The following is a 22,416-nucleotide window of genomic DNA, read 5'->3' as shown; positions in this document are numbered from 1 at the left end:
ACCTCCAAGGGTCTCTTGGAACCTCTCCGCTCAGGGCAAGGTGATCGTCACATTCGCCATGCGTGGTGCGAGTTTGACGACCTGCTGATAGGCGCCAAGCGTCTGGCCGGTTTCGTGATCAAGATAGGCACGCAAGCCGATGAAACCAAGCACGCCCATCAAGGCCATGACGCTGGCGATCACCCACATCGGCACCTCGTTGCGCAGCGCATGCTTGACGCGGTCAGGGATCGCCCAGTGCGGCGCAAAGGCTGCACGCTTGCCCTTGTGATGCGCGACCTCGTCGCCCACGCGCGCAACGAGATAGTTGAGCTTCTCCGGCCCTTCCAGCATGTACTTGCCGCGAAAACCATGCAGCAGGCAATGATGGAACACCTCCAGCGCCTGCACGCGACGCGCGCCTTGCGCACGCAGCTCTTCGAGCTTCACGAAAAACTGCTCCCCCGCCAGCTGCTCGCCGAACAGGGTGAGCTGCAAGGGCTGACGCTCCCATGCATCGCGAATGCTGAAGCCTGAACCCAGCACCGCCTCATCGACCGCCGCGCAGAAAGCGTACTTGGCAACATAGATATCGTCCGTCGAGGCGTTGCTACGCCGCGCCTCTTTCTCGAAATCATCGAGGAAGCGCTTGATGCGTTCGCGAAAGGAGTCGACCTCGATCGGGGCACAGCGGTTGTTCAGCAGGAACAGCAGGTAAAAGCCGTCGTGCATCAGGTCGGCAAGGCTACGCGATGCGCGAGTCACGCCTTCTGGGCGGGCTTGCGCCGGCGCGTTGGCAAAAAGTGTTGGGGCAGACAAGCTCATTCAATCACCGCCATGAGTTCGAGTTTGAGTTCCTTGAAACCGGAAGGCACGTAGATCGCGATGCTCTGTGCCTGCAGCATGCGATCGAAGATCGGGCCGTGCGGTTCGATTGAGAAGTAATAGCTGCCGGGCCGTACTGGGATCGACGCAGGCACTTGCGGCGCCGCCATCAACTTCACGCCAGGCATGGCAGACAGGACGAGTTTTTCGACATCGTCAGGTGAGCCAAGCTTGAGTCGCATCGGCACGGCATCTACCAGTTCCGCCGGCGGCATGTCGGCGCCCACGGCGAGATACAGCGAAGCGCCGGACAATTTCTCCGACTCCAGGCGGCCATGGAAATGACCGGGCTTGGTCTCGCTAAGGTTGATCGTAACGAAGCGTGCGGAAATCACCGTGTTGATCAGCTCGCGGATGATCTTGTCCAGCGCGAGGAAAGCAGGCCCCGGCTCGAGATGGTCATACGGCGGCAAGTCTGTCAGCGCGTAGGCTTTCGAGAAAGTGAGTAGCTGACCAGCGAGTCCGAGCAGGCTTTGATACAAGCGCTCCGGGTGCAGCTGCGGATGATGGAAGTAATGCGACAGCTGTGCAAAGGCCGTACTGGCCGTGTGCAGCAACCAGAAGGAGGCCACATCGCCCGAGCGGAACTCGATGACGTGCTTAGATGGCTCGCGATGGTGGCCGTAAAGCGCATTGCACTTGGCCTGCAACATGTCCAGCGTATTGCGCAGGAGCATGCTCAAGGTCGGCAAGGCTTCGATACGCAGTGCCGGCGGCATGAACATCGCATCGAACTCGAAACCGCCCGTCGCAGTGCGTCGCACGCGCGCGATGGGAATCGACACGAACTGCTCGCGCGGTTCATGGTCGGCAAGAAGCCGTGCCTGCTTGCGCAGCACTGTCAGCTCGGTGCTCACCGCCTGCGTGTAGAGATCCGGCGCAGGCTCGCCACCTTGCGCATAGCGCGGCGTATAGGCACCTGAAGCGGCGCTACGACCTGACGCGCCGAAGTTGCCACCATCTTCGCGCAAGAAGGGCAGCGCCAGATGAAAAACCAGCCCATCGGCGGGGACGTCAATGTCGGCAAGATTGCGCGCCTCTGGCAATCCATCCACCTCCGGCGCATCGAGCGTGTCGCCATCCGGCCACACCACCTGCAGCTCCGAGAAACGCAGCACGCCGTTCTCCAAAGCGCGCCGATCGAGGCGCTGCGCAACCACCCCCCACAGATAGGGATGAGCCGCCCGCATGGCAGCCGCCACACGTTGCTCGTGATAGAGATCCTGTTGCTGGAAATGTTGAGGCTTCAGGAAGAGCCCCTCGCCCCACAGGAGCTTCTGCACAGTTTTCACGTAAGTACTTCCAGTATCAAAAACGACTCAGGGCTGACAGCGCACGCCTGTCAGCGAACTCACATCATTGATCTTCGCGCCTGACACGTTGCCCTGGGACACGGTCAGCGCGCAGCCATGCACGCCCACGATGACGCCCTTGGCATTGGCGGCATCCACCGGGAAGGTGTAGCGCCAACGCTCGGTGCTTGGCGCACGAAACAGTGCTGCCACTGCAAGGAATGCGGTGTCAGCGGGCAGCTTCTCCTTGAACTCCAGCTTCTGTCCGGGCACCAGCATCACCTCGCGCACATCGAGCAGGTCCTGTCCAAGCGTCGCCTTCTCACGCGCGGGATCCATCAGAGTCTCGTAAGACGTGCCCAGGAAGCTGGCGTTGTTGCGAAGTCGATAGAGCTTCACGACAACGGCATTCGAACGCCCTTGTGCATCCGTGTTCAGCCCCGCACCCGCGAAGATATTCAGCGGTACTTCCTTGAGAGCTTCGGGCTTGGCCTCGGAAGGTTTGACGAGGCCAACGATCTCGAGCGCCGTCGACGCCGCTGCAGTCGCAACCTGGATTGCACCCGTAGCCGCACAGCCGGAAATAAAAACACCAGAAACAACAACAATGGCGAATTTTATATTCATCTTTATATTATTTCGACTCGATACAAACGATCGTATGAATTACAGAATCTGGCAAAAATACAAACTCGCCTCCGGATCGTTCATCTTCACGGCGAATAAAAAAGTCAACTCGACAATAGCATTTTCAATAAAACCCGTCTTTTATCCTAAAAGCATATTCTGATTTTATGATGGCCTTACCGTTCATCGGCCAGATCAAACCGCTCGCGAAACAGGATTATTAGGCAACTCAAAAAAAATTCGATGTAAATAAATATCAAGAAGCGTTTTGATGTGAAATTAAATACATATACATCAACAACTTGAACAAAGATAAACGGTTACACACCAACACTCATCAAGCATCGTCAACAGCGCTACAGTCTGATCGGATACATCGTTTTTGTACACGCATGTGCCCAATGGAGCATATCTACATCGACTAATGCGAGTGCTATGATCGCCACCGAATTCGATTGCCAGCGTACTCATAAGTCATAAATAGCTGGCAGTTGTTGTTTTTATCAAATATGTCGGTGCAAGCATTTGTGATTCATTCAATTAAAAAACAGTCGCAGAATGCGATATTAATTTTTGTCGCCATGTGGGTGGCGGCATGCAGCTCCGTGCCGTCGGGCAATGAATTGCCCGACAGTGCGAAATTGATGCAGGAAGGCACCCAGCTTCTCGAACAGGGGCAGAAGGAAAAAGGGCTTGCCGTACTCTCTGCAGCAGCCCGGGCCAACCCAGCTTCGGCCGACCCTTGGGTCAAGACAGCACAGACTCAGTTCGACGCGGAGAACTATCCGGCCGCAATCGTCGCAGCAGACGAAGCACAGAAGCGCGACCCTGCCCGCAAGGAAACCAAGGCGATCGCCGTGGTTGCCAGCCTGCGTGTCGCTGTACGCGCCTTGACCGATATGCGCGAAGACTCGGCACTACGTGGCAACACCCGCTCCGAGGCAGAGAAACTCGCACGCATGCTGCGCGAGACGCTGGGGCAGGACGTGCTCGTGCCGATTCCGCAGCCGGAAGAGCCTCGCGCAGCAGTGAAGCGGCCGCCCGCTACCACCCCCGCGCCTGCCACACCGACACAGAGTTCGCGCAGCTCGAGAAAGGTCGAGCCTGCGCCGGCAAAACCCGCTGCGACGCCACCAGCGTCGGCAGGCGGCGATGCCAACCCGTTCAGCGTACTCAAGTAGCCATTCAGCGCTGCGCGCGCGAGTCAGCGCAGATAACAACATTTCGATTTTGCAAGAGGGAGAACCACCGTGGCCAAGTCCGAAAGTACCCAGAAGAAGCTCCAGCGTGTGCGTCCGCCACGCGTTCAACTGTCTTATGACGTCGAGATTGGCGACGCGATCGAACAGAAGGAGCTGCCTTTCGTGGTCGGTGTCCTTGGGGATTTCTCCGGCAATCCGGAAGAGCAGCAAGCACGCCTGCGTGACCGCAAGTTCGTCAGCATCGATGGCGACAACTTTGACGACGTCATGGAAGGCATGGCACCGCGTGCGGTATTCCGCGTGCCGAACAAGCTGTCAGACAAGGGCGGCGAGATTGGCATCGAACTCAAGTTCAAGGCCATGGAAGACTTCCGCCCCGAATCCGTCGTGCAACAAGTCGAGCCATTGAAGCAGCTGCTCGATGCACGCTCGAAACTGGCAGATCTGCGCGGCAAGCTGGCCGGCAACGAGAAGCTCGACGACATCCTGCAACAAGTCCTGACCAGCACCGAGCAACTCGCCGCGCTGAGCCAGGAAGCCGGCAAGAAGGAATAAGACATGAGCGCAGAATTCGCAACCATCCAACGCACGGAAGCTGCGGAGGAAACCAGCCTGCTGGATCGCATCGTCGCGGACAGCAAAGTCGCCAAATCAGCCGCGGAGCACACCCGCGCACGCGACCTGATCGGCGAACTCGTCTCGCAGGTGATGGAAGGCACCGTCGTCATCTCCGAGAATCTCTCGGCGACACTCGATGCACGCATTGCCGAACTGGATCACCTGATCTCCGAGCAACTGTCCGCCGTCATGCACGCACCGGAATTCCAGAAGCTGGAAAGCAGCTGGCGCGGGCTGGAGTATCTGTCGAAGCAGACCTCCACCAGCTCCACGCTGAAGATCAAGGTCTTCAACACGGCAAAGAAGGATCTGGTCAAGGACTTCAAGTCGGCCATCGATTTCGACCAAAGCGTGCTGTTCAAGAAGGTTTACGAGGAAGAGTTCGGCACATTCGGCGGCTCACCCTTCGGTGCGCTGATCGGTGACTTCGAAATCGGTCGCCAGCCCGAAGACATGTACTTCATCGACCAGATGTCGCATGTTGCTGCAGCTGCACACGCGCCTTTCATTGCCGGCTCCTCGCCCGAACTGTTCGGACTGGAGAGCTTCACCGACCTGGGCAAGCCACGGGATCTCGGCAAGGTGTTTGATACGGTCGAGTATGCAAAGTGGAAGTCTTTCCGCGAAGGCGAAGACTCACGCTACGTCGGCCTGACCCTGCCACACTTCCTCGGTCGCCTGCCCTATCACCCCAAGGACGGCACGCCGACCGAAGGCTTCAATTACGTCGAGGACGTAGACGGCACCGACCACAGCAAGTACCTGTGGGTGAACGCCTCCTACGCATTCGCAGCACGCCTGACGGACGCGTTCGATCTGTTCGGCTGGTGCGCAGCGATTCGCGGCGTCGAGGGTGGCGGTCTGGTTGAAGACCTGCCAACGCATACCTTCAAGACGGATGACGGCGAAGTCGCACTCAAGTGCCCGACGGAAATTGCCATCACCGATCGCCGCGAGAAAGAACTCTCGGACCTGGGTTTCATTCCCCTCGTGCATTGCAAGGGGACGGATTACGCCGCCTTCTTCGGTGCGCAATCCACGCAGAAAGCCAGGAAGTACAACACCGACGCTGCGAATGCCAACTCATCGCTGTCGTCGCAACTGCAGTACATCTTCGCCGTGTCGCGCATCGCCCATTACCTCAAGGCAATGATGCGCGACAAGATCGGCAGCTTTGCTTCGGCAGGCAACGTCGAGACCTATCTCAATAACTGGATTGCGCAGTACGTGCTGCTCGATGACGGCGCATCGCAGGAAGCCAAGGCCCAGTTCCCGCTGCGTGAAGCATCGATCCAGGTCTCTGAAGTGCCAGGACGTCCGGGCGTCTATCGCGCGGTCTCGTTCCTGCGCCCGCACTTCCAGCTCGACGAGCTTTCCGTATCGCTGCGTCTGGTTGCCGAGTTGCCGCAGTCGGCCAAGGGCGGCTAAACCGGCCTTCGAAATCCACACCCCACGTCCAATCGTTTTTCTCACACCGCAAGGGAGATGTAAGTGAAAGATATCTACATTCAGTTCAAGGGCAAGTTCGACATCAAGGGCGAGTCCCGCGATAACGACCACAAGGAGTGGATCGAAGTCGGCTCCTGGACACACACCATCGCCCAGCCGAAGTCGGCAACCGCTTCGACCGCCGGTGGCCACACTGCAGAGCGTTGCGAACATGGCGACATGGTCTTCGTGAAGGACATGGACCTGACCTCGCCACGCCTGTGGGAAGGTTGCTCAGCTGGTCACACCTTCGATGAAGTCACCATCGACTTCATGCGTGCCGACGGCGACAAGCGCGTCAAGTACCTCGAGATCAAGCTCAAGCACGTGCTGATCTCCTCGGTCACGCCGAGTGTTGGCGACGGCGGCATTCCCACCGAGAGCTTTGCGCTGACGTACGCTGCCGTGCAGTGGACCTACACCGCTCAGGACATCAAGGGCGGCACCAAGGGCAACAAGATGGCCAAGTGGAGCCTCGCGAAGAACACGGCAACTTACGACGTGTAATTCCACGTTCGCGAACTCTTACTGATCGCGATACGGCATGCCGCAGGAGTTCCCCCGCTTCTGCGGCATCGCCACCCGGCACTCGACAACATGCGTTGTCACCCGCTTCACCGCAACTCAATCTTCCTTAGAAACGACCTGGCCATGGCGGGATTCTTACCGACGCTCTTCGAGAGACTCTCCGATGACGCGCCACACCGCGAGGCCGAAACCAACCCGCTGCGTCGCTGGAATGTCGACGAACTCAAGGAGTCCGTCGCGCGCGACCTGGAGTCGCTCCTCAACACGCGCGCCTCGATGTTCGACACCCAGTTCGAGCGCTTTCCCGAGTCCCACAATTCGGTCGCCAGCTACGGCATGGGTGACTTCGTTGGGCTGAGTCTCGCCAATCCCACCGACCGCGATCTGATCTGCCGTACGCTCGAGCGCACCATCGCATTTCACGAGCCGCGACTGCGTCACGTAGAAGTGCGGCTCGAAGCAGACCGCAGCGCCATAGGCTGTCTGCAGTTCGGCATCAATGCCGTGCTCTACGTCAATCCCGCCAGCGAGCCCGTCACCTTCGACGCGCTGCTGCAGCCCAATACGCTGCAGTACTCCGTCGCCAAATCGCGCGGCATGGCAGGCATTCGCTGATGCGTGATCTGCTCCCCTACTACGAGCGCGAGCTGACCTTCCTGCGTCGTCACTCACGCGAGTTCGCTGCGAAGTACCCGAAGATTGCCTCGCGCCTGCTGATCTCCGGTGACTCCTGCGAAGACCCGCATGTCGAGCGCATGATCGAGTCATTCGCCCTGCTCTCTGCGCGCGTGCAGAAGAAGATAGAAGATGATTTTCCGGAGCTGACCACCTCCTTCATCGACGTGCTCTACCCGCACTACCTGCGGCCAATGCCGGCATGTTCGATTGCGCGCTTCGACATGGGCGGCGCCGACGCGCAACTGTCTGGTGTGTCATCAGTGCCACGCGGCACACAGCTGAACACACGTCCGGTCAAAGGCGTCGCCTGCAAGTTCCGCACGGCGTACGAAGTTGCGCTATCTCCGTTGCGCGTCGCCTCGGCGGGGTTCGAAGAGTCCTTCACGCCACCACGCGGCTATCTGCCACCCGTCGGGGCGAGTGCCGTCCTCAGCTTGCGTCTTGAATCCGCCTCCGAGCAACAGACGATCAACGAGTTACAACTCGATCAGCTTCGCCTGTTCATCGACGGCGAAAGCTCGCAAGTCGCGCAATTGCGCGAAGCCATGCTGACGCATGCCCTCGGCGTTGCCATCGAGATTCCCGGCGAGCATCGCTGGCGCGCGCTGAACCATCCCGTCGCGCATCCGGTCGGCTTCAAGCTCGAAGAGGAACTGCTCGAGTACGACGCACGCTCGCATCTCGCGTATCGCCTGTTGTCCGAGTTCTTCGCCTTCCCCGAAAAATTCAACTTCGTCGATATCGATCTCGCCAGCCTGCGTCCGCTGCTACCTGCAGGAACGCGATCATTGACGCTGCATTTCGTACTCAGTTCGCAACGCGATGCGGGCCGCGATGGCCGCCTGCTTGAACGCATCGGGCCGGCGAACTTCCTCACGCATTGCACGCCCATCGTCAATCTGTTCCGCCAGAGCGCAGAGCCGATTCGCCTGACGCATACCAAGTCGAGTTACCCCGTCGTGCCGGATGCGCGTCGCGCCCATGCCTTCGAGCTGTACGCCGTTGAGTCCGTGCGCAAAGTCGAGAAGACCACGCGTGGAGAACAGCAGGTTGAGTACCGTCCCTACTACGCGCTGCGTCACGGCGAAGCGCTGGAAGCTACGGGACGCTTCTGGCATTTGCGTCGCGATGAGCATGTCGCCGAGCTGAGCCCTGGCTTCGAATATGAAATGTCTGTCGTCGATCTGGACTTCGATCCGCGTGCCGAGAAAACGGAAACGCTATCCATCGAGCTGACCTGCACCAACCGCGATCTGCCTTCGCAGCTTCCCTTTGGCATGTCTGGTGGCGACCTGTTCATGGAAGGCGGTTCATTGGCCCGCAGCATCACGCTGATGCGAAAACCGACCACTACCGTGCGCATCGATCGCAACGGCTCGCACTGGCGCCTGATCTCGCACCTCGCGCTGAATCATCTGTCATTGACCGAGGCGGGCCTGTCTTCGCTGAAGGAGACGATGGCGCTGTACGACATCACGCGTTCGCCGGTAAATCGCAAGCTGATCGAGGGCCTGATGGGCATCCGCCACAAGGTCGTCACGGCGCGCATGGCAGGCAATCCGTTTCCGAGTTTCGTGAAGGGCATCGAGATCGAAGTCAGCGTCGATCCGCAGCACTTCGTCGGCACCAGCGTCGAACAATTCGCGCGCCTGCTCGATCACTTCTTCGGTCTATACGTCCACATCAACAGCTTCACCCAGCTGGTCGTCGTCGCGCACGACACCGGCGAGGAAATCATCAAATGCCTACCCCGCAGCGGCGACCAGATCCTGGTGTGATCGAGCGCCTGCGCGAGGCGCCCTATCGTTTCGAATTCTTCCAGGCCGTGCGCGTGCTCGTCGCGCACTTCCGCACGCAGAAGAACGATGGCCATCGCGCGGATGAAGATCCGGTCGGCGAGCACATCCGTTTCGGCAACTCGCTGAACATCGGGTTTGCGCCAAGCGAAATCGAGACGCTGCGCTTCGACTACCCGGATGGCGTGGAAGAGGATGCCGCCTGGCCGCTGCAGGCGAAGGCGCCAGAGAGCACGCACATAACACGCGCCACGCTGACACCGGCCTTCATCGGCCTGACCGGCAATCACGGCACGCTGCCGCGCTCCTACACCGAACAACTCATCTCGCGCGAAATCGTCAATCGCGATCGCGCGGCACGTGCCTTCCTCGACATCTTCTCCAATCGCGCCGTCGCACTGTTCTACCGCGCGTGGGAAAAGCATCGTCTCTATTTCGGCTACGAACGCAATCGTCGCGAGCGCTTCCTGCCAATGATGCTGTCGCTCGTCGGCGCTGGTGGCGAGAGCGTGCAGGAAGCCGTCTGCGATACATCGAAGACGCTGCTCGCCGAGACACTGGCCTACTACGCTGGCGCACTACGCCAGAGCGCGCGACCAGCGCATCTCATCGAGCGCATCGTCGCCGACTACTTCCGCGTGCCAGTGAAGCTGCACCAGTTCATGGGTCGCTGGCACGTGCTGCCGCCCGAGCACACCACCTGCCTCGGCATCTGCAATATCGAGCTGGGTGTGGATACGGCTTGCGGCGATCGCATGTGGCAAACACAGACATCCTTCGCGCTCGACATCGGCCCGCTCAACCGCGAACAGTTCGAACGCTTCCTGCCCGGCGGCGAAGCGGCGCAAGCCATCGGCAGCCTGCTTGCCATGCTGTCCGGCATCACGCTGGATTGCACCGTGCGCCCCATCCTGCGCAAGGAAGATGTGCGCCCGACGCAGTTGCACTCCGAGCATGGCAACGCACGGCTTGGCTTCAACACCTGGATGCTGACGCGCATGACGCATGAGCACCGCAATGACGTGGTCTACGAAGTAACGCACCAGGACGCGTTCGACGAGAGACCCACCGCAAGCTTCACCACTGTCTTCGAGCCCGATCCGGCGATACCGCTGGCACGCGCAGCCTGACGCCGACAACCGAACACCACCTACGAAAAAGCATCATGTCCAACAACCTCAAAGTCCTCGTCGGCAAGCTCAACACCACCTGTCGCAAAGCTGCCGAACGCGCAGCGTCGCTGTGCATGTCACGCGGCAATTTCGAAGTCGACATCGAGCATCTGTTCCTTGCACTGTGCGAGACCGACAACTCCGATTTCGCACGCATCGCGCGCAAGTCCGATGTCAGCCTCACCGCGCTGGAGCGTGACCTGACGGCCGAGATCGAACGCTTCAAGAACGGCAACACGCGCACACCAGTGTTCTCGCAGAACCTGCCGAGCCTGTTCGAGCATGCGTGGCTCATCGCCTCGCTCGATACTGGCAACGCGCAGATCCGCAGCGGCCACCTGCTGCTCGCCTTGCTGACCGCACCGGACCTGTCGCAACTCGCTTACCGAGGCTCCAAGCTGTTCGTCAAATTCCCGCTCGACGAGATCAAGCACAAGCTGACCGAGATGACGGTCGGTTCCGACGAAGCCGTGCAAGCTACGGCAGCCGCCACCGGGGCAAGCAACGAAGATGTGGATGCCGGTGACATGGCTGCCGCATCACAAGGCAATCCGCGCAGCCCCGCGCTGGATCAGTTCACCACCAACCTCACGCAGCGCGCTGCGGACGACAAGATCGATCCCGTAATAGGCCGCGACACAGAGATCCGCCAGGTCATCGACATCCTGATGCGTCGCCGCCAGAACAATCCCATCCTCACCGGTGAAGCAGGCGTCGGCAAAACGGCCGTCGTTGAAGGTCTTGCCCTGCGCATCGCAACGGGCGACGTGCCGCCACCGCTGCAAGGCGTCGCATTGCATTCGCTCGACATGGGCTTGCTGCAAGCCGGCGCCAGCGTGAAAGGCGAGTTCGAGAATCGCCTCAAGAACGTCATCGACGAAGTGAAGAAGAGCCCGACACCCATCATCCTGTTCATCGACGAAGCGCACACGATGATCGGTGCCGGCGGGCAAGCCGGCCAGAATGATGCCGCCAATCTGCTCAAGCCCGCACTCGCGCGCGGTGAACTGCGCACCATCGCCGCCACCACGTGGAGCGAATACAAGAAGTACTTCGAGAAGGACGCTGCCCTCGCCCGCCGCTTCCAGGTCGTCAAAGTCGAAGAGCCTTCGGAAGAACTGGCCAGCGCCATGTTGCGTGCCATGTCAGCGCTTATGGAAAGGCACTTCAACGTGCGCATCCTCGACGAGGCCATCACCGAAGCCGTGCGCCTCTCCGCGCGCTACATCACCGGCCGCCAGCTGCCAGACAAGGCCATCAGTGTGCTCGACACTGCCTGCGCACGTGTCGCACTCGGCCAGAGCGCCACGCCCGCGCGCATCGAAGATGTGGTGAAGCGTCTCGACCGCATCCAGTCCGAGCTCGCCTCGCTATCACGTGAACGCGCAACCGGCCACGATCATGCCGCGCGCATCAAGGAGCTGGAAGACGAACGTGCGCAGCTGAACACACAACTGGAAGCAGACCACGCGCGCTGGGAACAGGAAAAAGCGCTGGTCGAGAAGATCATCACGCAGCGCACGAGCCTTGAAGAAAGTGCAGCCATGAACGTAGGTCGGAAAAGCGAAGCCCCTTCCGACATCAAGCCGTCGAAGAAAGCCAAGACGCCCGAAAAAAGCGACGCGCACCAAGCCCTCGACTCCCTCGGGGCCGAACTGCGCGGCATGCAGGGCGAGACGCCGCTGGTACCGCTGCAGGTCGACGGCAATGTCGTCGCCGAGATCATCTCGAGCTGGACCGGCATCCCGCTCGGCAAGATGGTGAAAGACGAAATCCAGGCAGTGCTGACGCTCAAAGACTCGCTCGAAGCGCGTGTCATCGGTCAGCCATACGCCATCGAAGCCGTCTGCCAGCGCGTGCGCACAGCGCGTGCCAACCTTGAAGATCCGAACAAGCCGAAAGGCGTCTTCCTCTTCGTTGGCCCTTCCGGTGTCGGCAAGACCGAGACCGCGCTGGCCCTCGCCGAGTCGCTGTACGGTGGCGAGCGCAATCTCATCACCATCAACATGAGCGAGTACCAGGAAGCGCACACCGTATCCGGTCTTAAGGGCTCGCCCCCCGGCTACGTCGGCTATGGCGAAGGCGGCGTACTCACCGAGGCTGTGCGTCGCAAGCCGTATTCCGTTGTTCTGCTCGACGAAGTCGAGAAGGCACACCCCGACGTGCTCGAACTCTTCTTCCAGGTCTTCGACAAGGGTGTGCTGGACGACGCAGAAGGCCGCGAAATCGACTTCCGCAACACCATCATCATCCTCACGAGCAATGTCGCCTCGAGCACGCTCATGCAGGCCTGCCTCAACAAGTCCGAATCCGAGCTACCGTCACCGAACGAGCTGGACACGCAAATCCGCCCGCAGCTCAACAAGGCCTTCAAGCCGGCCTTCCTCGGTCGTCTCAAGGTCGTGCCCTACTACCCGATCTCCGACGACGTGCTTGAACTCATCATCCGTCTCAAGCTCGATCGCATTGCGCGTCGCGTCGCCGAGAACCACAACGCCAGCCTGAGCTACACCGATGATCTTGTCGAAGCCGTCCTCGCACGCTGCACCGAGGTCGACTCCGGTGCCCGCAATGTGGACAACATCCTCAACGGCACCATGCTGCCCGAGATCGCCGGCACGGTTCTGTCACGCATGGCGGAGGGCCGCGAAATCAGGAAGATCAAACTCAGCGCATCGGGCAGCGGCGAATTCAAGTACGCGATCAACTGACGAGTCGAAATCTCGGGAGAATTCTCATGGCGCTATCCGGAACGAAATTGAGCGAATTCCTGAACTGGAAGTGGGAGAACGAGAACACGCCCTATCCACTGCACGAATACCTCAAAGCGCCGGAGGCATTCGGCCTGTATGAGCTTGGTGAAATGGTGAAGGGCGTGTTCGTTGCGAAGTACGTCGGCCGCGCCGCAGGTGTCACGCTGCGCGGACGCCTGGCCAAACACTCCCGTCGCAGCCACAACCTGCAAGTGAGGGCCAGCGCGCACAAGCTGTTTTTCCGCTTTCGCGTCATCAACAGCGCGCCGCTCGCGTCCTACATCGAAGCGGTAAGCATCGTTGCACTCGACTACCCGTTCAACCGTCGCAACGAATGGCATCAGCACTGGGCGCTCGAGAGCTGATCCACGCAGACAGGTACATCCCATGGACATGCAAACGCTGGCACAGGAAGTCTTGAACGCCATCCGCTCCGGCCACAATGATGCAACGCGCCTTATCCGGTTACACACGGACAGCGCACTGGATCAGCTGCTCGTCGAGCGGCTCGATGGCGTCGAACAGATCGGGCCCGCAGCGCCTTCGGCCGAACAATGTGCGGCCGGCTTCCGGTTCACGCTCAGCGTGTTGTGCACCAACGCCAGCCTGGAAGCAAAAGACTGGCTCGGCAAAACCATCCTCATCGAGTTGCTCACCCAGCAATCGCGCATCGCACTGCGACCATTCCATGGACATATCACTGCCTTCGAAACACTGACTGCTGACGGCGGCTTCGGCTACTACAAGCTGACCGTCGAACCCTGGCTCGCTTTCCTCGATCATCGCGCTGACAGTTTCGTGTTTCACGACATGACGGTGCCGGAAATCATCGACAGTGTGTTCGCCGATTATTCCGGCACAGGAACCCTGGTGCCCGCATGGCGCTGGGCCTTGAGCGAAGACGTGACTTACGCCAAGCGCAGCATCACCACCCAGTACCGCGAATCCGACCTCGCCTTCATCGAACGCCTGTTCGCTGAAGAAGGGCTCTACTACTGGTTCGAGCACGATGCAGGTGGCGCAGCAGACAGCAACGTCGGCGCCTCACTACAGGACTCAAAGCACACGCTGGTGATCACCGACAACACCGACGCCTTCACCGACAACGAGCAGACGCGCATCCGCTTCCACCGCGCCAGCAGCACCGAGCAGTCGGACACCATCCAGCACCTTGCCAGCAGTCGCGCGCTCGCCACGCATTCCGTCGAGATCGCAAGCTGGGACTACCGCAGCCTTGATACGCGCACCAGCAGCCTCTCTGCGGAGGCAGACGAGGCAGCAACCGACATGCCCCTCTCCCGTTTCGACGCACCTGACGCCTACCTGTGGCCCGACCGCGAAACCGGCGAGCGCTACGCGGCAAGGCAGATCGAAGCACTCGACGCACAACGTCAATTGCTAACCGGCAGCGGCACCGTGCGCACTTTGTCCCCCGGCACACGCTTCGTGCTCGACGATCACTTCGACAGCGCGTTCGAGATGCTCAGCCCGGCGACAGACGATGCTGAGGCAACGAATCGCTACGCCGTGCTGCGCGTAAGCCACCACGCGCGCAACAACCTCTCGCCAAGCTTGGGGCAGGGTCTGGCTGCCAAGGCCCTCGATCTGCTCGGCCGCATCGCCAAGAACAAGAAGGACAAGCCGGCAAAGAATCAAAAGGAAGACCCGCTCTACACCAACACCTTCACGCTGCTGCCCGCCACCCTACCCTATCGCCCGATCACACAGAATGACTCCGGGATTGTCCTGCGTCCGCGCCCCATCGTCTCCGGCACGCAAACGGCCATCGTAGTCGGCGCGGCCAGCGAGCCCGTCCACACCGACCGCGACGGCCGCATCAAGATCCAGTTCCACTGGCAACGCGGCGCCAACAGCCACAGTCGCCTCGCTCATCCGAGCGGCGACGAGAACGCCACTGCCGATCAGGCCGCATGGGCCTGGGTGCGCGTCATGACGCAGTGGGCCGGCGCCAGTTGGGGCAGCAGCTTCATCCCGCGCGTCGGGCAGGAGGTGCTGGTCGACTTCATAGAAGGCAACATCGATCGCCCCGTCGTCATCGGCACAGCCTACAACGGGCAAGGCGCACAGGACGCACAGAACAACCAGACCGGCACGGGCGCTGGTGCCACAACGGGCAACGCGCCCAGCTGGTTCGCAGGTGGAGATGCGGGTAAGGATGGCGCCACAGAGTCCGGCAATACCGGCCCCAAACATGCCCATCGTGCCACGCTCGCAGGCATCAAGACTCAAGCACTGACGCAGAGTCAGCAAGGCGCTGGCGGGTTCAATCACCTCGCCTTCGACCTCACACCAAACGAACCGAGAACCCAGCTCGCCACGACCCAATTTGCATCATCGCTAACACTCGGCGCCAATCGCCACCAGAACGACAACCAGCGCACCGCTTACCGCGGCCATGGCGCAGAACTCGTCACAGCACAGTCCGGCGCCATCCGCGCGGGCAGCGGCCTGCTGATCTCGACCACTGCCCAAGCCAACGCCAGCGGCGCGCTACTCGACAGCCCGATTGCAAGTACGCAGCTCGACACGGCGCAAAGCCTCGTCAAGTCCTTGGCTGAGTCAGCGCAGAAACAGAAGGCCGACATCAAGGGCGAGCCCGCATCGGAAAAGCTCGCCGCTGCGGCAGGGCTGGCCAAGAGCCAGAAAATCCTCGAAGCGACGGAGACAGGTAGCTCGGCCGGCACAAACGTCAACGGCGGCACGGGCTCCGTACCCGCGTGGAGCGAGCCCATGATTGTCGCCGAAAGCCCAGCCGGCATCGCGGCGCTCACTCCGAAAGGCGCGGTACTCGTCGCAGGTAACACCCTCACCCTCGCCGCAACCGACATCCACATCGCATCGCAAGGCAAACAAGCCTGGGTCGCCAAGGACGGCATCGCCCTCTATACCTACGGCAAGCAATCAGATGGCGCACGTCCGATCAAGGACCTCGGCCTCAAGCTACATGCAGCCAAAGGGAAGGTCAGCGTTCAGGCGCAGACCGACAAGGCGGATTTCAATGCCGACAAGGCTGTGACGATCACCTCCACGACGGCAGATGTACTGCTGCAGGGGAAGGACAAGTTGATGCTCAGTGCGGGCGGGGCAGCCATCGAGATTTCGGCTGGGAATATCACGCTGACTGCTCCGGGCGTGGTGGATCTCAAGGCGGGGCAGCGGAATTTTACGAGTGCGAAGAGCTCACGCAATTCGATGTCATTGCCGGTACCGAGCGAATTGCTTCTGCAACCCGTCGAAGCACCGCACAGCTTGCGTTTTGCGGCATTGGGGGCAGACGATTTGCTGGCTCTTGGTTGGGCTGGCTCGCCATTTGCAATCGTGGACGATGAAGGGGAAACCCTTGCGCAAGGAGTCGTTGCTGAAGATGGTCGTCTGCCACGCATAACCACCGCTTCCGCGACGGAAGTCAAGCTGCGCCTTGGCGACACGCAGGGCGCGCAGTTGCTGCCAATACCAAGATCCACTGAATCTACCAATGTGGCGTTCACAGCGGAGGCGGAAAGTGACGACTTGACGGATTCCCATCCCCAGACATTTGACGAAGAAATTTCACAGACCAGCTCCAACGTAACCTCCAGTCGTTACTACCAAGAGGTTGTGAGCGCAACGACCCATCACAGCAGCGAGTTCTTGACTGTCTCGCAGATTCGCGAGCTTCTTGACAAAGCGGATAACTGATACACGGTGCACCAGAAAGGCCATATGACCACTTTTGTCAAAGCCACTTACCACCCTGAAATCAAGACAGCCGAGTTCATTGCCGACAATGGCCGCCATTTATTGCGGACAGGTGGCTCATTACCTTGGCGCACGAACAATGGAGGCAACCTGGTTTCTCCAATGACAGATGGCATTCCATCGCCCAAGAAGACCAAGGGCTATATTGGCTTTGCAAAAGCAGGCGTAAGCAATCATCACTTCTTCATATTCCCCGACTATGAAACTGGTCGCGAACAACTCAAAGCCAGTTTGCTACGCAAATACTCCGACAAAACACTGAGCGAAACTATTAATTTGTATGCACCTGCCAACGACAATAATGACACAGAGCGGTACATCAACGATCTCAGCAAAATAAGCGGGGTATCCTCTGACACCAAAATCAAGGATGTCAATGCGAAACAGCTTGAAGCTGTTATGGATGGTATCGAACAAATAGAGGGCTACCATGCCGATGCAAATACGCGGAAGGAAGTATGGGTGGACGTCACCCAGATTCAAGCCACCGATGGGGCCCGCCCAATCGCTGGAGAAAAGATCGTAGTGAAGAAAGACGGGAAAGAATCCACACTTACATCCAATGCGGTTGGGCAGTTTCCACCCATCGTGCACGGGAAGAGCCCAATAGAAGTGCAACACAAGACTGTTGATGGCAAAACAAAGTCCTTGGGACAGCTTCCTGCGGACAGTGGGCAGCACTGGAGCTTATTGACAAAGGTCACGGAATTTTTTGGGAAAACAGCCCCCGTAAAGCCAGTTCAAGCAGCTATTACAAAGAAACAACCCCTCCTATACACGGTTCAACCCGGCGATAGCTTGAGCAAAATTTCCGACAAATTCAAGATAAGCGTTGAACAACTCAAACAGGACAACCAACTCAAACGCGACCTGATATTGGCAGGGCAAGTTTTAGGTATCAATGGCCCTGCACCGACTGCACCTGCGACAACCTCCCCAAAAACGGCAGTACCACAAACACCCGCTAATAGCGCAAAGGTGAAGACCGACTCTCCCAAACCAAGCACGAAACTTGCGCCAACAGCCCAAAACAAGACAGTGACGGCACGAACGAAAAAGGGGGAAGGTGAGCCCATAGCACTGATCACGCCTGAAGATGGGGTTGTCCCTTGGATGAAATATGCCGTGGCAGAGGCGAAAAAATGGAGAGGAAAACTCGAAGGAGAAATAGAAAAAACAACTAATTATCACAAAGATGTACATGACGGTCAGCAGACCATGTCTTTGACAGTAAAAAAACAAAAAAACAAGGACGGTAAAGAAATAGCCATTGAAGATCATCACCCTTGGTGTGCCGCCTTTGCAAATTGGTGCTTAATGAAAGCAGGCTACCCGATAGACAACACAAATTTCTATGACCATCAAGCCGCCAAGGGAAGAGCCCATGGTTTCTATGAAGTCAAAGGCGAAAAGGCAAGTCCAAAGGATAAGGATGCCCCCACAGTCCGTAATCCTCTATTCGTACAAATTAAAAACCCTGTCTACGGTGCGATAGCCATGGTCACGGGGCGGAGCGGTCGTGGGCATCATGTTGGATTTGTCTATGCGCGCAACGGGGACGACGAACTCGTCCTGCTAGGTGGAAATCAGAAAGACACCGTGAAATTCAGTAACTATGTCATGATCGCCCGCAAGGCAGAGAAAGTAAAACTTCCCGATGGACGCACGAAAGTACTTCGAGAAAGTTCAGACCATCTAGTGTATTTTATACCCGCGGCTTACGTGGCTACGAATGAGAAAAATGGCTCAAAACCAGAGCTCGAAGATACAACTGCGCAGGCGCTGAATAAGTTATTCGAGATTGTTGATGATGAAAAGAAGGCCGAAACTCGACTGTGACGTGTGAAAAAATGACATCTACCAGATTTTTTGTGGCCGTCATGGCACTGGGCTTTGCATCGCTTGGCAACGCAGGAAATTCTGGAGGGCCAAACGTCGTATGGATAAACTTTGACGTCGCGGCCAAATCGGTGATGGATGAGAGAATCTCCGCCATTGTCTTGGCGGATAAACCTATGTGCTGGGAGGCTACCGAATCACATATATACATGACAAGGCGCCCGAAGGGGCTAACTGATGATCTAGCACGCAGAGCACTTATTGAGCGTAGCCGCACCGCCATCAGCAAGCTCAGCGCGATCCTGGCTAGTTACCGTGACGAGTATACGACCGGGTTGGATGGAGTAATTGCTTATATTCCAGGAAACCCTTCACGCATGGTCAGTTTAACTACAGGGAGTAAGAAGGTGAAAGCAGATACCATTGATATAAAAGATGATGTGAATGCCGTCGAATCCTCTTTTTGTATGGTTATGCCCGAAACAGTTAGAAAATCATAACCTTCAAGACTCAGGCGCTGAGCTAGCAAGGCGAGAGGCGAGAAATGGCCCTACGTATCGGCCGGGCCTTGGGTTAAATCGCTACGAATAAGCGCGTGGATCATAGATTTTCAAAAGAGCGGGACCGCTCGACTTTCCGTCTGGAGCGAAGTTCTTGTTTCCCGTCTCGTCATGCGTCCCCACAACTCATGAATCATCGTTGCAAACCCGCCAGAGCAATCAGCCCTTGGGTCGAAGCATCATAAGTTTCCGCGCTCGCCTCACCAGCAAGCACCTTCTCGATGCCCGTTGCGAGCTGCTTGCCTAGTTCCACCCCCCACTGGTCGAACGAGTTAACACCCCAGATCACACCCTGCACAAAGACCTTGTGCTCGTAAAGCGCGATCAGCGAACCAAGTGAGCGCGGACTCAGGTCGTCGAGGAGCATGGTGTTGCTTGGGCGATTGCCGGAGAAAACGCGATGCGGGATGGCAGCAGGAATCTCGTTGGCGTCCATGCCGCGTGCCGTGAGTTCGGCGCGCACTTCATCCGCATCCTTGCCGCGCATCAACGCCGCCGACTGCGCCAGACAGCTTGCGATCAAAGTGCGCTGATGGTTCGGTAAAGTGCCTTCTTGTTTCAGCGCGAGGATGAAGTCGACGGGAATCAGCGAGGTGCCTTGATGCAATAGCTGGAAATAGGCGTGCTGGCCATTGATGCCGGGTTCGCCCCAGATGACCGGGCCAGTGGCGTAGGCGATGCGTCCGCCATCGCGACGCACGCCCTTGCCGTTGGACTCCATGTCGAGTTGCTGCAGGAAGGCCGGCAGGCGATGCAGGGTCTGGTTGTAGGGGGCGATGACCTGCGAGCGTGCGCCGAGGAAGTTCACGTACCAGATGCCCAGCACGGCGAGCAGCACAGGCAGGTTTTCGCCCAGCGGTGCGCTGCGGAAATGTTCGTCCATCTCGTATGCGCCGACGAGCAGCTGGTCGAAATTCTCGGGGCCGATCGCGAGCATGATGGGCAGGCCGATCGCCGACCACAGCGAGTAGCGGCCGCCGACCCAGTCCCAGAAACCGAACATGTTGTTGGCATCAATGCCGAACGCCGTAACCTTCTCGCGATTGGTCGACACTGCAACGAAGTGCTTGGCGACGGCAGTTTCGTCACCACCGACGGCATCGAGCAACCATTGCCGCGCGCTGCGCGCATTGGTCAGTGTTTCGATGGTGGTGAAGGTCTTGGAGGCAATCACGAACAAGGTCGTCGCGGGGTTCAGTTCCTTCAGCGTGGCGACGATGTGGGCACTGTCGACATTCGACACGAAGTGCACGCGCGGCCCGCTGGCTTGCGGAGCCAGTGCTTCACACACCATCAGCGGGCCGAGATCCGAACCGCCGATTCCGATGTTGACCACATCGGTCATGCTCTGTCCGTCGAAGCCTTTCCACTCACCGCTGCGTACGCGACGTGCGAAGGCGTAGCAGCGTTCGCGCACTTCACGCACATCGGGCATCACGTCCTGCCCGCCTACGCGAACCGGCTGCGAGCCTTGATAGCGCAGGGCCGTGTGCAGCACAGCGCGATTTTCGGTGTTGTTGAAACTCTCGCCATTGAACATGGCATCGCGCTGCGCACCGAGCTGACAGGCGTCCGCCAGGGCGAGCAATTGCTCCAGCACCTTGTCATTGATGCGGTTCTTCGAGTAGTCGAGCAGGATGCCGCAGGCCTTGGTGCGGTAGCGTTCGGCTCGTTGTGCATCGACTTCGAAGAGCTGACGCATATGCGTGTTGCCCGTCTCGGTGGCCAGTGAAGAAAGGTTCTGCCAGGGTGTCGTCAATGTCGGGTTCATGGTTTCTGCACCGGGAGTGGCAAATGAATTAGCGGGAAAGGGATCGAAGAGAATTCTACGTGCGCAGGGCCTGTACCCAGCGACGATATAACTGTTCTGCCACACCGCGCATGACGGGCAAGGCGCGCGGCATTTCAGACAGCTGGAGCGCGGTAGTCTGTACCGAGGGCAACGCCTTGTTGACGTCGCATTCATCGGCCCAGTCCGTGTTCCAGTCGTGAATGAGCGCTTCCGTCATCTCGATGTGGAACTGCATGCCGAGGTGAATACCATCGCCTGGCCCGAGCACATAGGCCTGATTCGCGCAGTATTCGCCGCCGAGAATGCGCACTGCGCCTTCCGGCAGGCTGAAGGTTTCGCCGTGCCACTGATAGGCGTCAAATGCCTGCGTTGTGCCGAGCCAATGGCGCGCCGCGGATGTATCGGTGGCCTGCACCGCACCCCAGCCGATTTCCTTGACGGGGTTGCGCGTGACCTCGCCCCCAAGCGCCAGCGACATGAGCTGGCCGCCGAGGCAGTGGCCGATCACCGGCATGTCCGCAGCGATGGCCTGGCGAATCAACGCCAGCTCCTGCGGAATCCACGGCAAGCTGTCGTTGACACTCATCGGGCCGCCCATGAAACACAGGCCGCTGAATGCGTCGATACTTGCAGGTACGGGGTCGCCACGATCAACCGCGATGAGCTGCCAGGGAATCTGGTGTGCGTCGAGGAAGCTGGCAAAATGACCGGGCTGGACGTTATGACAATGCTGGAAGACTGCGACGGGCTTCATGCTGAGAATGCTTGAAAAGTGGGCCATGCACCAACTGCGAAACATCATTCTATGTGCGATTCCGTGCGCGATGGCGGCCAATGTGGGCGCGGGCGCTGCCGAAGTCGCACTGGTCGGAATCTTTCCCGGCAAGGCCGTTCTGACCATCGACGGCAGTGCCCCGCGCATCCTGGCACCCGGGCAAAGCGCCGGTGACGTCAAGCTGATCTCGATCGAGCGCGATGCGGCCACGATCGAATCCGCCGGCAAGCGCGAACGCCTGCAACTCGGCGGTCAACCCTACGCCGTCGGAGCGAGTGACAGCTCCGGTGGCGCGGTACAAAGCATCTCGCTGGTTGCCGATGCGCGCGGCCACTTCGTCACCCAGGGCAGCGTCAATGGCGCACCAATCACCTTCCTCGTCGATACAGGCGCCAGCTCGGTGGCACTGACGCCGGAGCAAGCCAAGCGGGCGGGCATCAACTACATGGCTGGCGAAACGGGCTATGCGCGCACCGCCAACGGCGTCGTACAGACCTGGCGCGTGAAGCTCGACAAGGTCACGATCAATGGCCTCACCTTGCAGGATGTGGAAGGCACGATCCTGCCCGTGGGCTCCGACGTCGCCTTGCTCGGCATGAGTTTTCTCAACCGGGTCAGCATGAGCCGCGATGGCAGTACCATGATCCTCAAGCGCCGCTATTGAGCCCCGGCA

Annotated in this window: 18 protein-coding genes; 13 read left to right on the top strand and 5 right to left on the bottom strand. The window is 59.1% G+C overall.

Annotation, left to right across the window (positions count from 1 at the left end; translation table 11 throughout):
• Positions 1–30 precede the first annotated feature (30 nt).
• The 3 genes from icmH to tssJ are packed head-to-tail and all read right to left on the bottom strand — an operon-like array spanning position 31 to position 2,783.
• A complete protein-coding gene (gene icmH / locus VVD49_RS11680; RefSeq protein ID WP_327599354.1) occupies positions 31–804 on the bottom strand; it encodes a type IVB secretion system protein IcmH/DotU in 774 nt (257 codons plus the stop codon).
• Entirely contained in the window at positions 801–2,156 is a 1,356-nt protein-coding gene (gene tssK / locus VVD49_RS11675) for a type VI secretion system baseplate subunit TssK (RefSeq protein WP_327599353.1), read from the bottom strand. The genes icmH and tssK overlap by 4 nt, the downstream gene beginning before the upstream one ends.
• A gap of 27 nt (positions 2,157–2,183) precedes the next feature.
• Positions 2,184–2,783: a type VI secretion system lipoprotein TssJ gene (gene tssJ, locus VVD49_RS11670; protein WP_327599352.1), complete on the bottom strand. Its 600-nt coding sequence runs from the start codon at positions 2,781–2,783 to the stop codon at positions 2,184–2,186.
• Between the two features lie 644 nt (positions 2,784–3,427).
• On the opposite strand from tssJ, the gene VVD49_RS11665 reads away from it, so the two are divergent.
• The 12 genes from VVD49_RS11665 (at position 3,428) to VVD49_RS11610 (ending at position 19,116) form a co-directional block, all read left to right on the top strand.
• Positions 3,428–3,964, top strand: coding sequence for a tetratricopeptide repeat protein (locus VVD49_RS11665; RefSeq protein ID WP_327599351.1), 537 nt, complete (start codon positions 3,428–3,430; stop codon positions 3,962–3,964).
• 69 nt (positions 3,965–4,033) lie between these two features.
• Positions 4,034–4,540, top strand: a complete 507-nt coding sequence (gene tssB, locus VVD49_RS11660) for a type VI secretion system contractile sheath small subunit (protein WP_327599350.1) — start codon at positions 4,034–4,036, stop codon at positions 4,538–4,540.
• Positions 4,541–4,543: 3 nt separating this feature from the next.
• On the top strand, positions 4,544–6,031 hold the full coding sequence (gene tssC / locus VVD49_RS11655; RefSeq protein WP_327599349.1) for a type VI secretion system contractile sheath large subunit: 1,488 nt from the start codon (positions 4,544–4,546) through the stop codon (positions 6,029–6,031).
• A gap of 63 nt (positions 6,032–6,094) precedes the next feature.
• A complete protein-coding gene (locus tag VVD49_RS11650) occupies positions 6,095–6,598 on the top strand; it encodes an Hcp family type VI secretion system effector (protein WP_327599348.1) in 504 nt (167 codons plus the stop codon).
• 144 nt (positions 6,599–6,742) lie between these two features.
• Positions 6,743–7,234, top strand: a complete 492-nt coding sequence (gene tssE / locus VVD49_RS11645; RefSeq protein WP_327599347.1) for a type VI secretion system baseplate subunit TssE — start codon at positions 6,743–6,745, stop codon at positions 7,232–7,234.
• Positions 7,234–9,075, top strand: a complete 1,842-nt coding sequence (gene tssF / locus VVD49_RS11640; RefSeq protein ID WP_327599346.1) for a type VI secretion system baseplate subunit TssF — start codon at positions 7,234–7,236, stop codon at positions 9,073–9,075. Before tssE ends, tssF begins: the two co-directional genes overlap by 1 nt.
• Positions 9,039–10,223 (top strand): type VI secretion system baseplate subunit TssG, encoded by a 1,185-nt coding sequence (gene tssG, locus VVD49_RS11635; protein ID WP_327599345.1) that lies wholly within the window; start codon positions 9,039–9,041, stop codon positions 10,221–10,223. The genes tssF and tssG overlap by 37 nt, the downstream gene beginning before the upstream one ends.
• A gap of 35 nt (positions 10,224–10,258) precedes the next feature.
• The gene (gene tssH / locus VVD49_RS11630) at positions 10,259–12,976 is read left to right on the top strand and encodes a type VI secretion system ATPase TssH (RefSeq protein ID WP_327599344.1); all 2,718 of its coding nucleotides are present in this window, start codon (positions 10,259–10,261) and stop codon (positions 12,974–12,976) included.
• A gap of 26 nt (positions 12,977–13,002) precedes the next feature.
• The gene (locus tag VVD49_RS11625; RefSeq protein WP_327599343.1) at positions 13,003–13,383 is read left to right on the top strand and encodes a hypothetical protein; all 381 of its coding nucleotides are present in this window, start codon (positions 13,003–13,005) and stop codon (positions 13,381–13,383) included.
• A 22-nt stretch (positions 13,384–13,405) separates the two neighbouring features.
• Positions 13,406–16,717, top strand: coding sequence for a type VI secretion system Vgr family protein (locus VVD49_RS11620; RefSeq protein ID WP_327599342.1), 3,312 nt, complete (start codon positions 13,406–13,408; stop codon positions 16,715–16,717).
• A 24-nt stretch (positions 16,718–16,741) separates the two neighbouring features.
• Positions 16,742–18,616, top strand: a complete 1,875-nt coding sequence (locus tag VVD49_RS11615; protein WP_327599341.1) for a LysM peptidoglycan-binding domain-containing protein — start codon at positions 16,742–16,744, stop codon at positions 18,614–18,616.
• Positions 18,617–18,627: 11 nt separating this feature from the next.
• Positions 18,628–19,116 carry a hypothetical protein gene (locus VVD49_RS11610; protein WP_327599340.1) on the top strand — a complete coding sequence of 163 codons (489 nt, stop codon included), beginning with the start codon at positions 18,628–18,630 and terminating at the stop codon, positions 19,114–19,116.
• Between the two features lie 193 nt (positions 19,117–19,309).
• Here the strand turns inward: VVD49_RS11610 and pgi are convergent, their stop codons facing one another.
• Both pgi and VVD49_RS11600 read right to left on the bottom strand, forming a co-directional pair.
• Positions 19,310–20,947, bottom strand: coding sequence for a glucose-6-phosphate isomerase (pgi, locus tag VVD49_RS11605; RefSeq protein ID WP_327599339.1), 1,638 nt, complete (start codon positions 20,945–20,947; stop codon positions 19,310–19,312).
• A 55-nt stretch (positions 20,948–21,002) separates the two neighbouring features.
• Entirely contained in the window at positions 21,003–21,722 is a 720-nt protein-coding gene (locus tag VVD49_RS11600) for a type 1 glutamine amidotransferase (protein ID WP_327599338.1), read from the bottom strand.
• A gap of 25 nt (positions 21,723–21,747) precedes the next feature.
• Between VVD49_RS11600 and VVD49_RS11595 the strand changes: the two genes are divergently transcribed.
• Positions 21,748–22,407 carry a retropepsin-like aspartic protease family protein gene (locus VVD49_RS11595; protein ID WP_327599337.1) on the top strand — a complete coding sequence of 220 codons (660 nt, stop codon included), beginning with the start codon at positions 21,748–21,750 and terminating at the stop codon, positions 22,405–22,407.
• Positions 22,408–22,416 lie beyond the last annotated feature (9 nt).

It is taken from the genome of Uliginosibacterium silvisoli, from assembly GCF_036017035.1.
In the GTDB taxonomy this organism is placed as follows: domain Bacteria; phylum Pseudomonadota; class Gammaproteobacteria; order Burkholderiales; family Rhodocyclaceae; genus Viridibacterium; species Viridibacterium silvisoli.
Note: the sequence above shows the minus strand (reverse complement) of the source record. Positions and strands in the feature narration are given on the sequence as shown.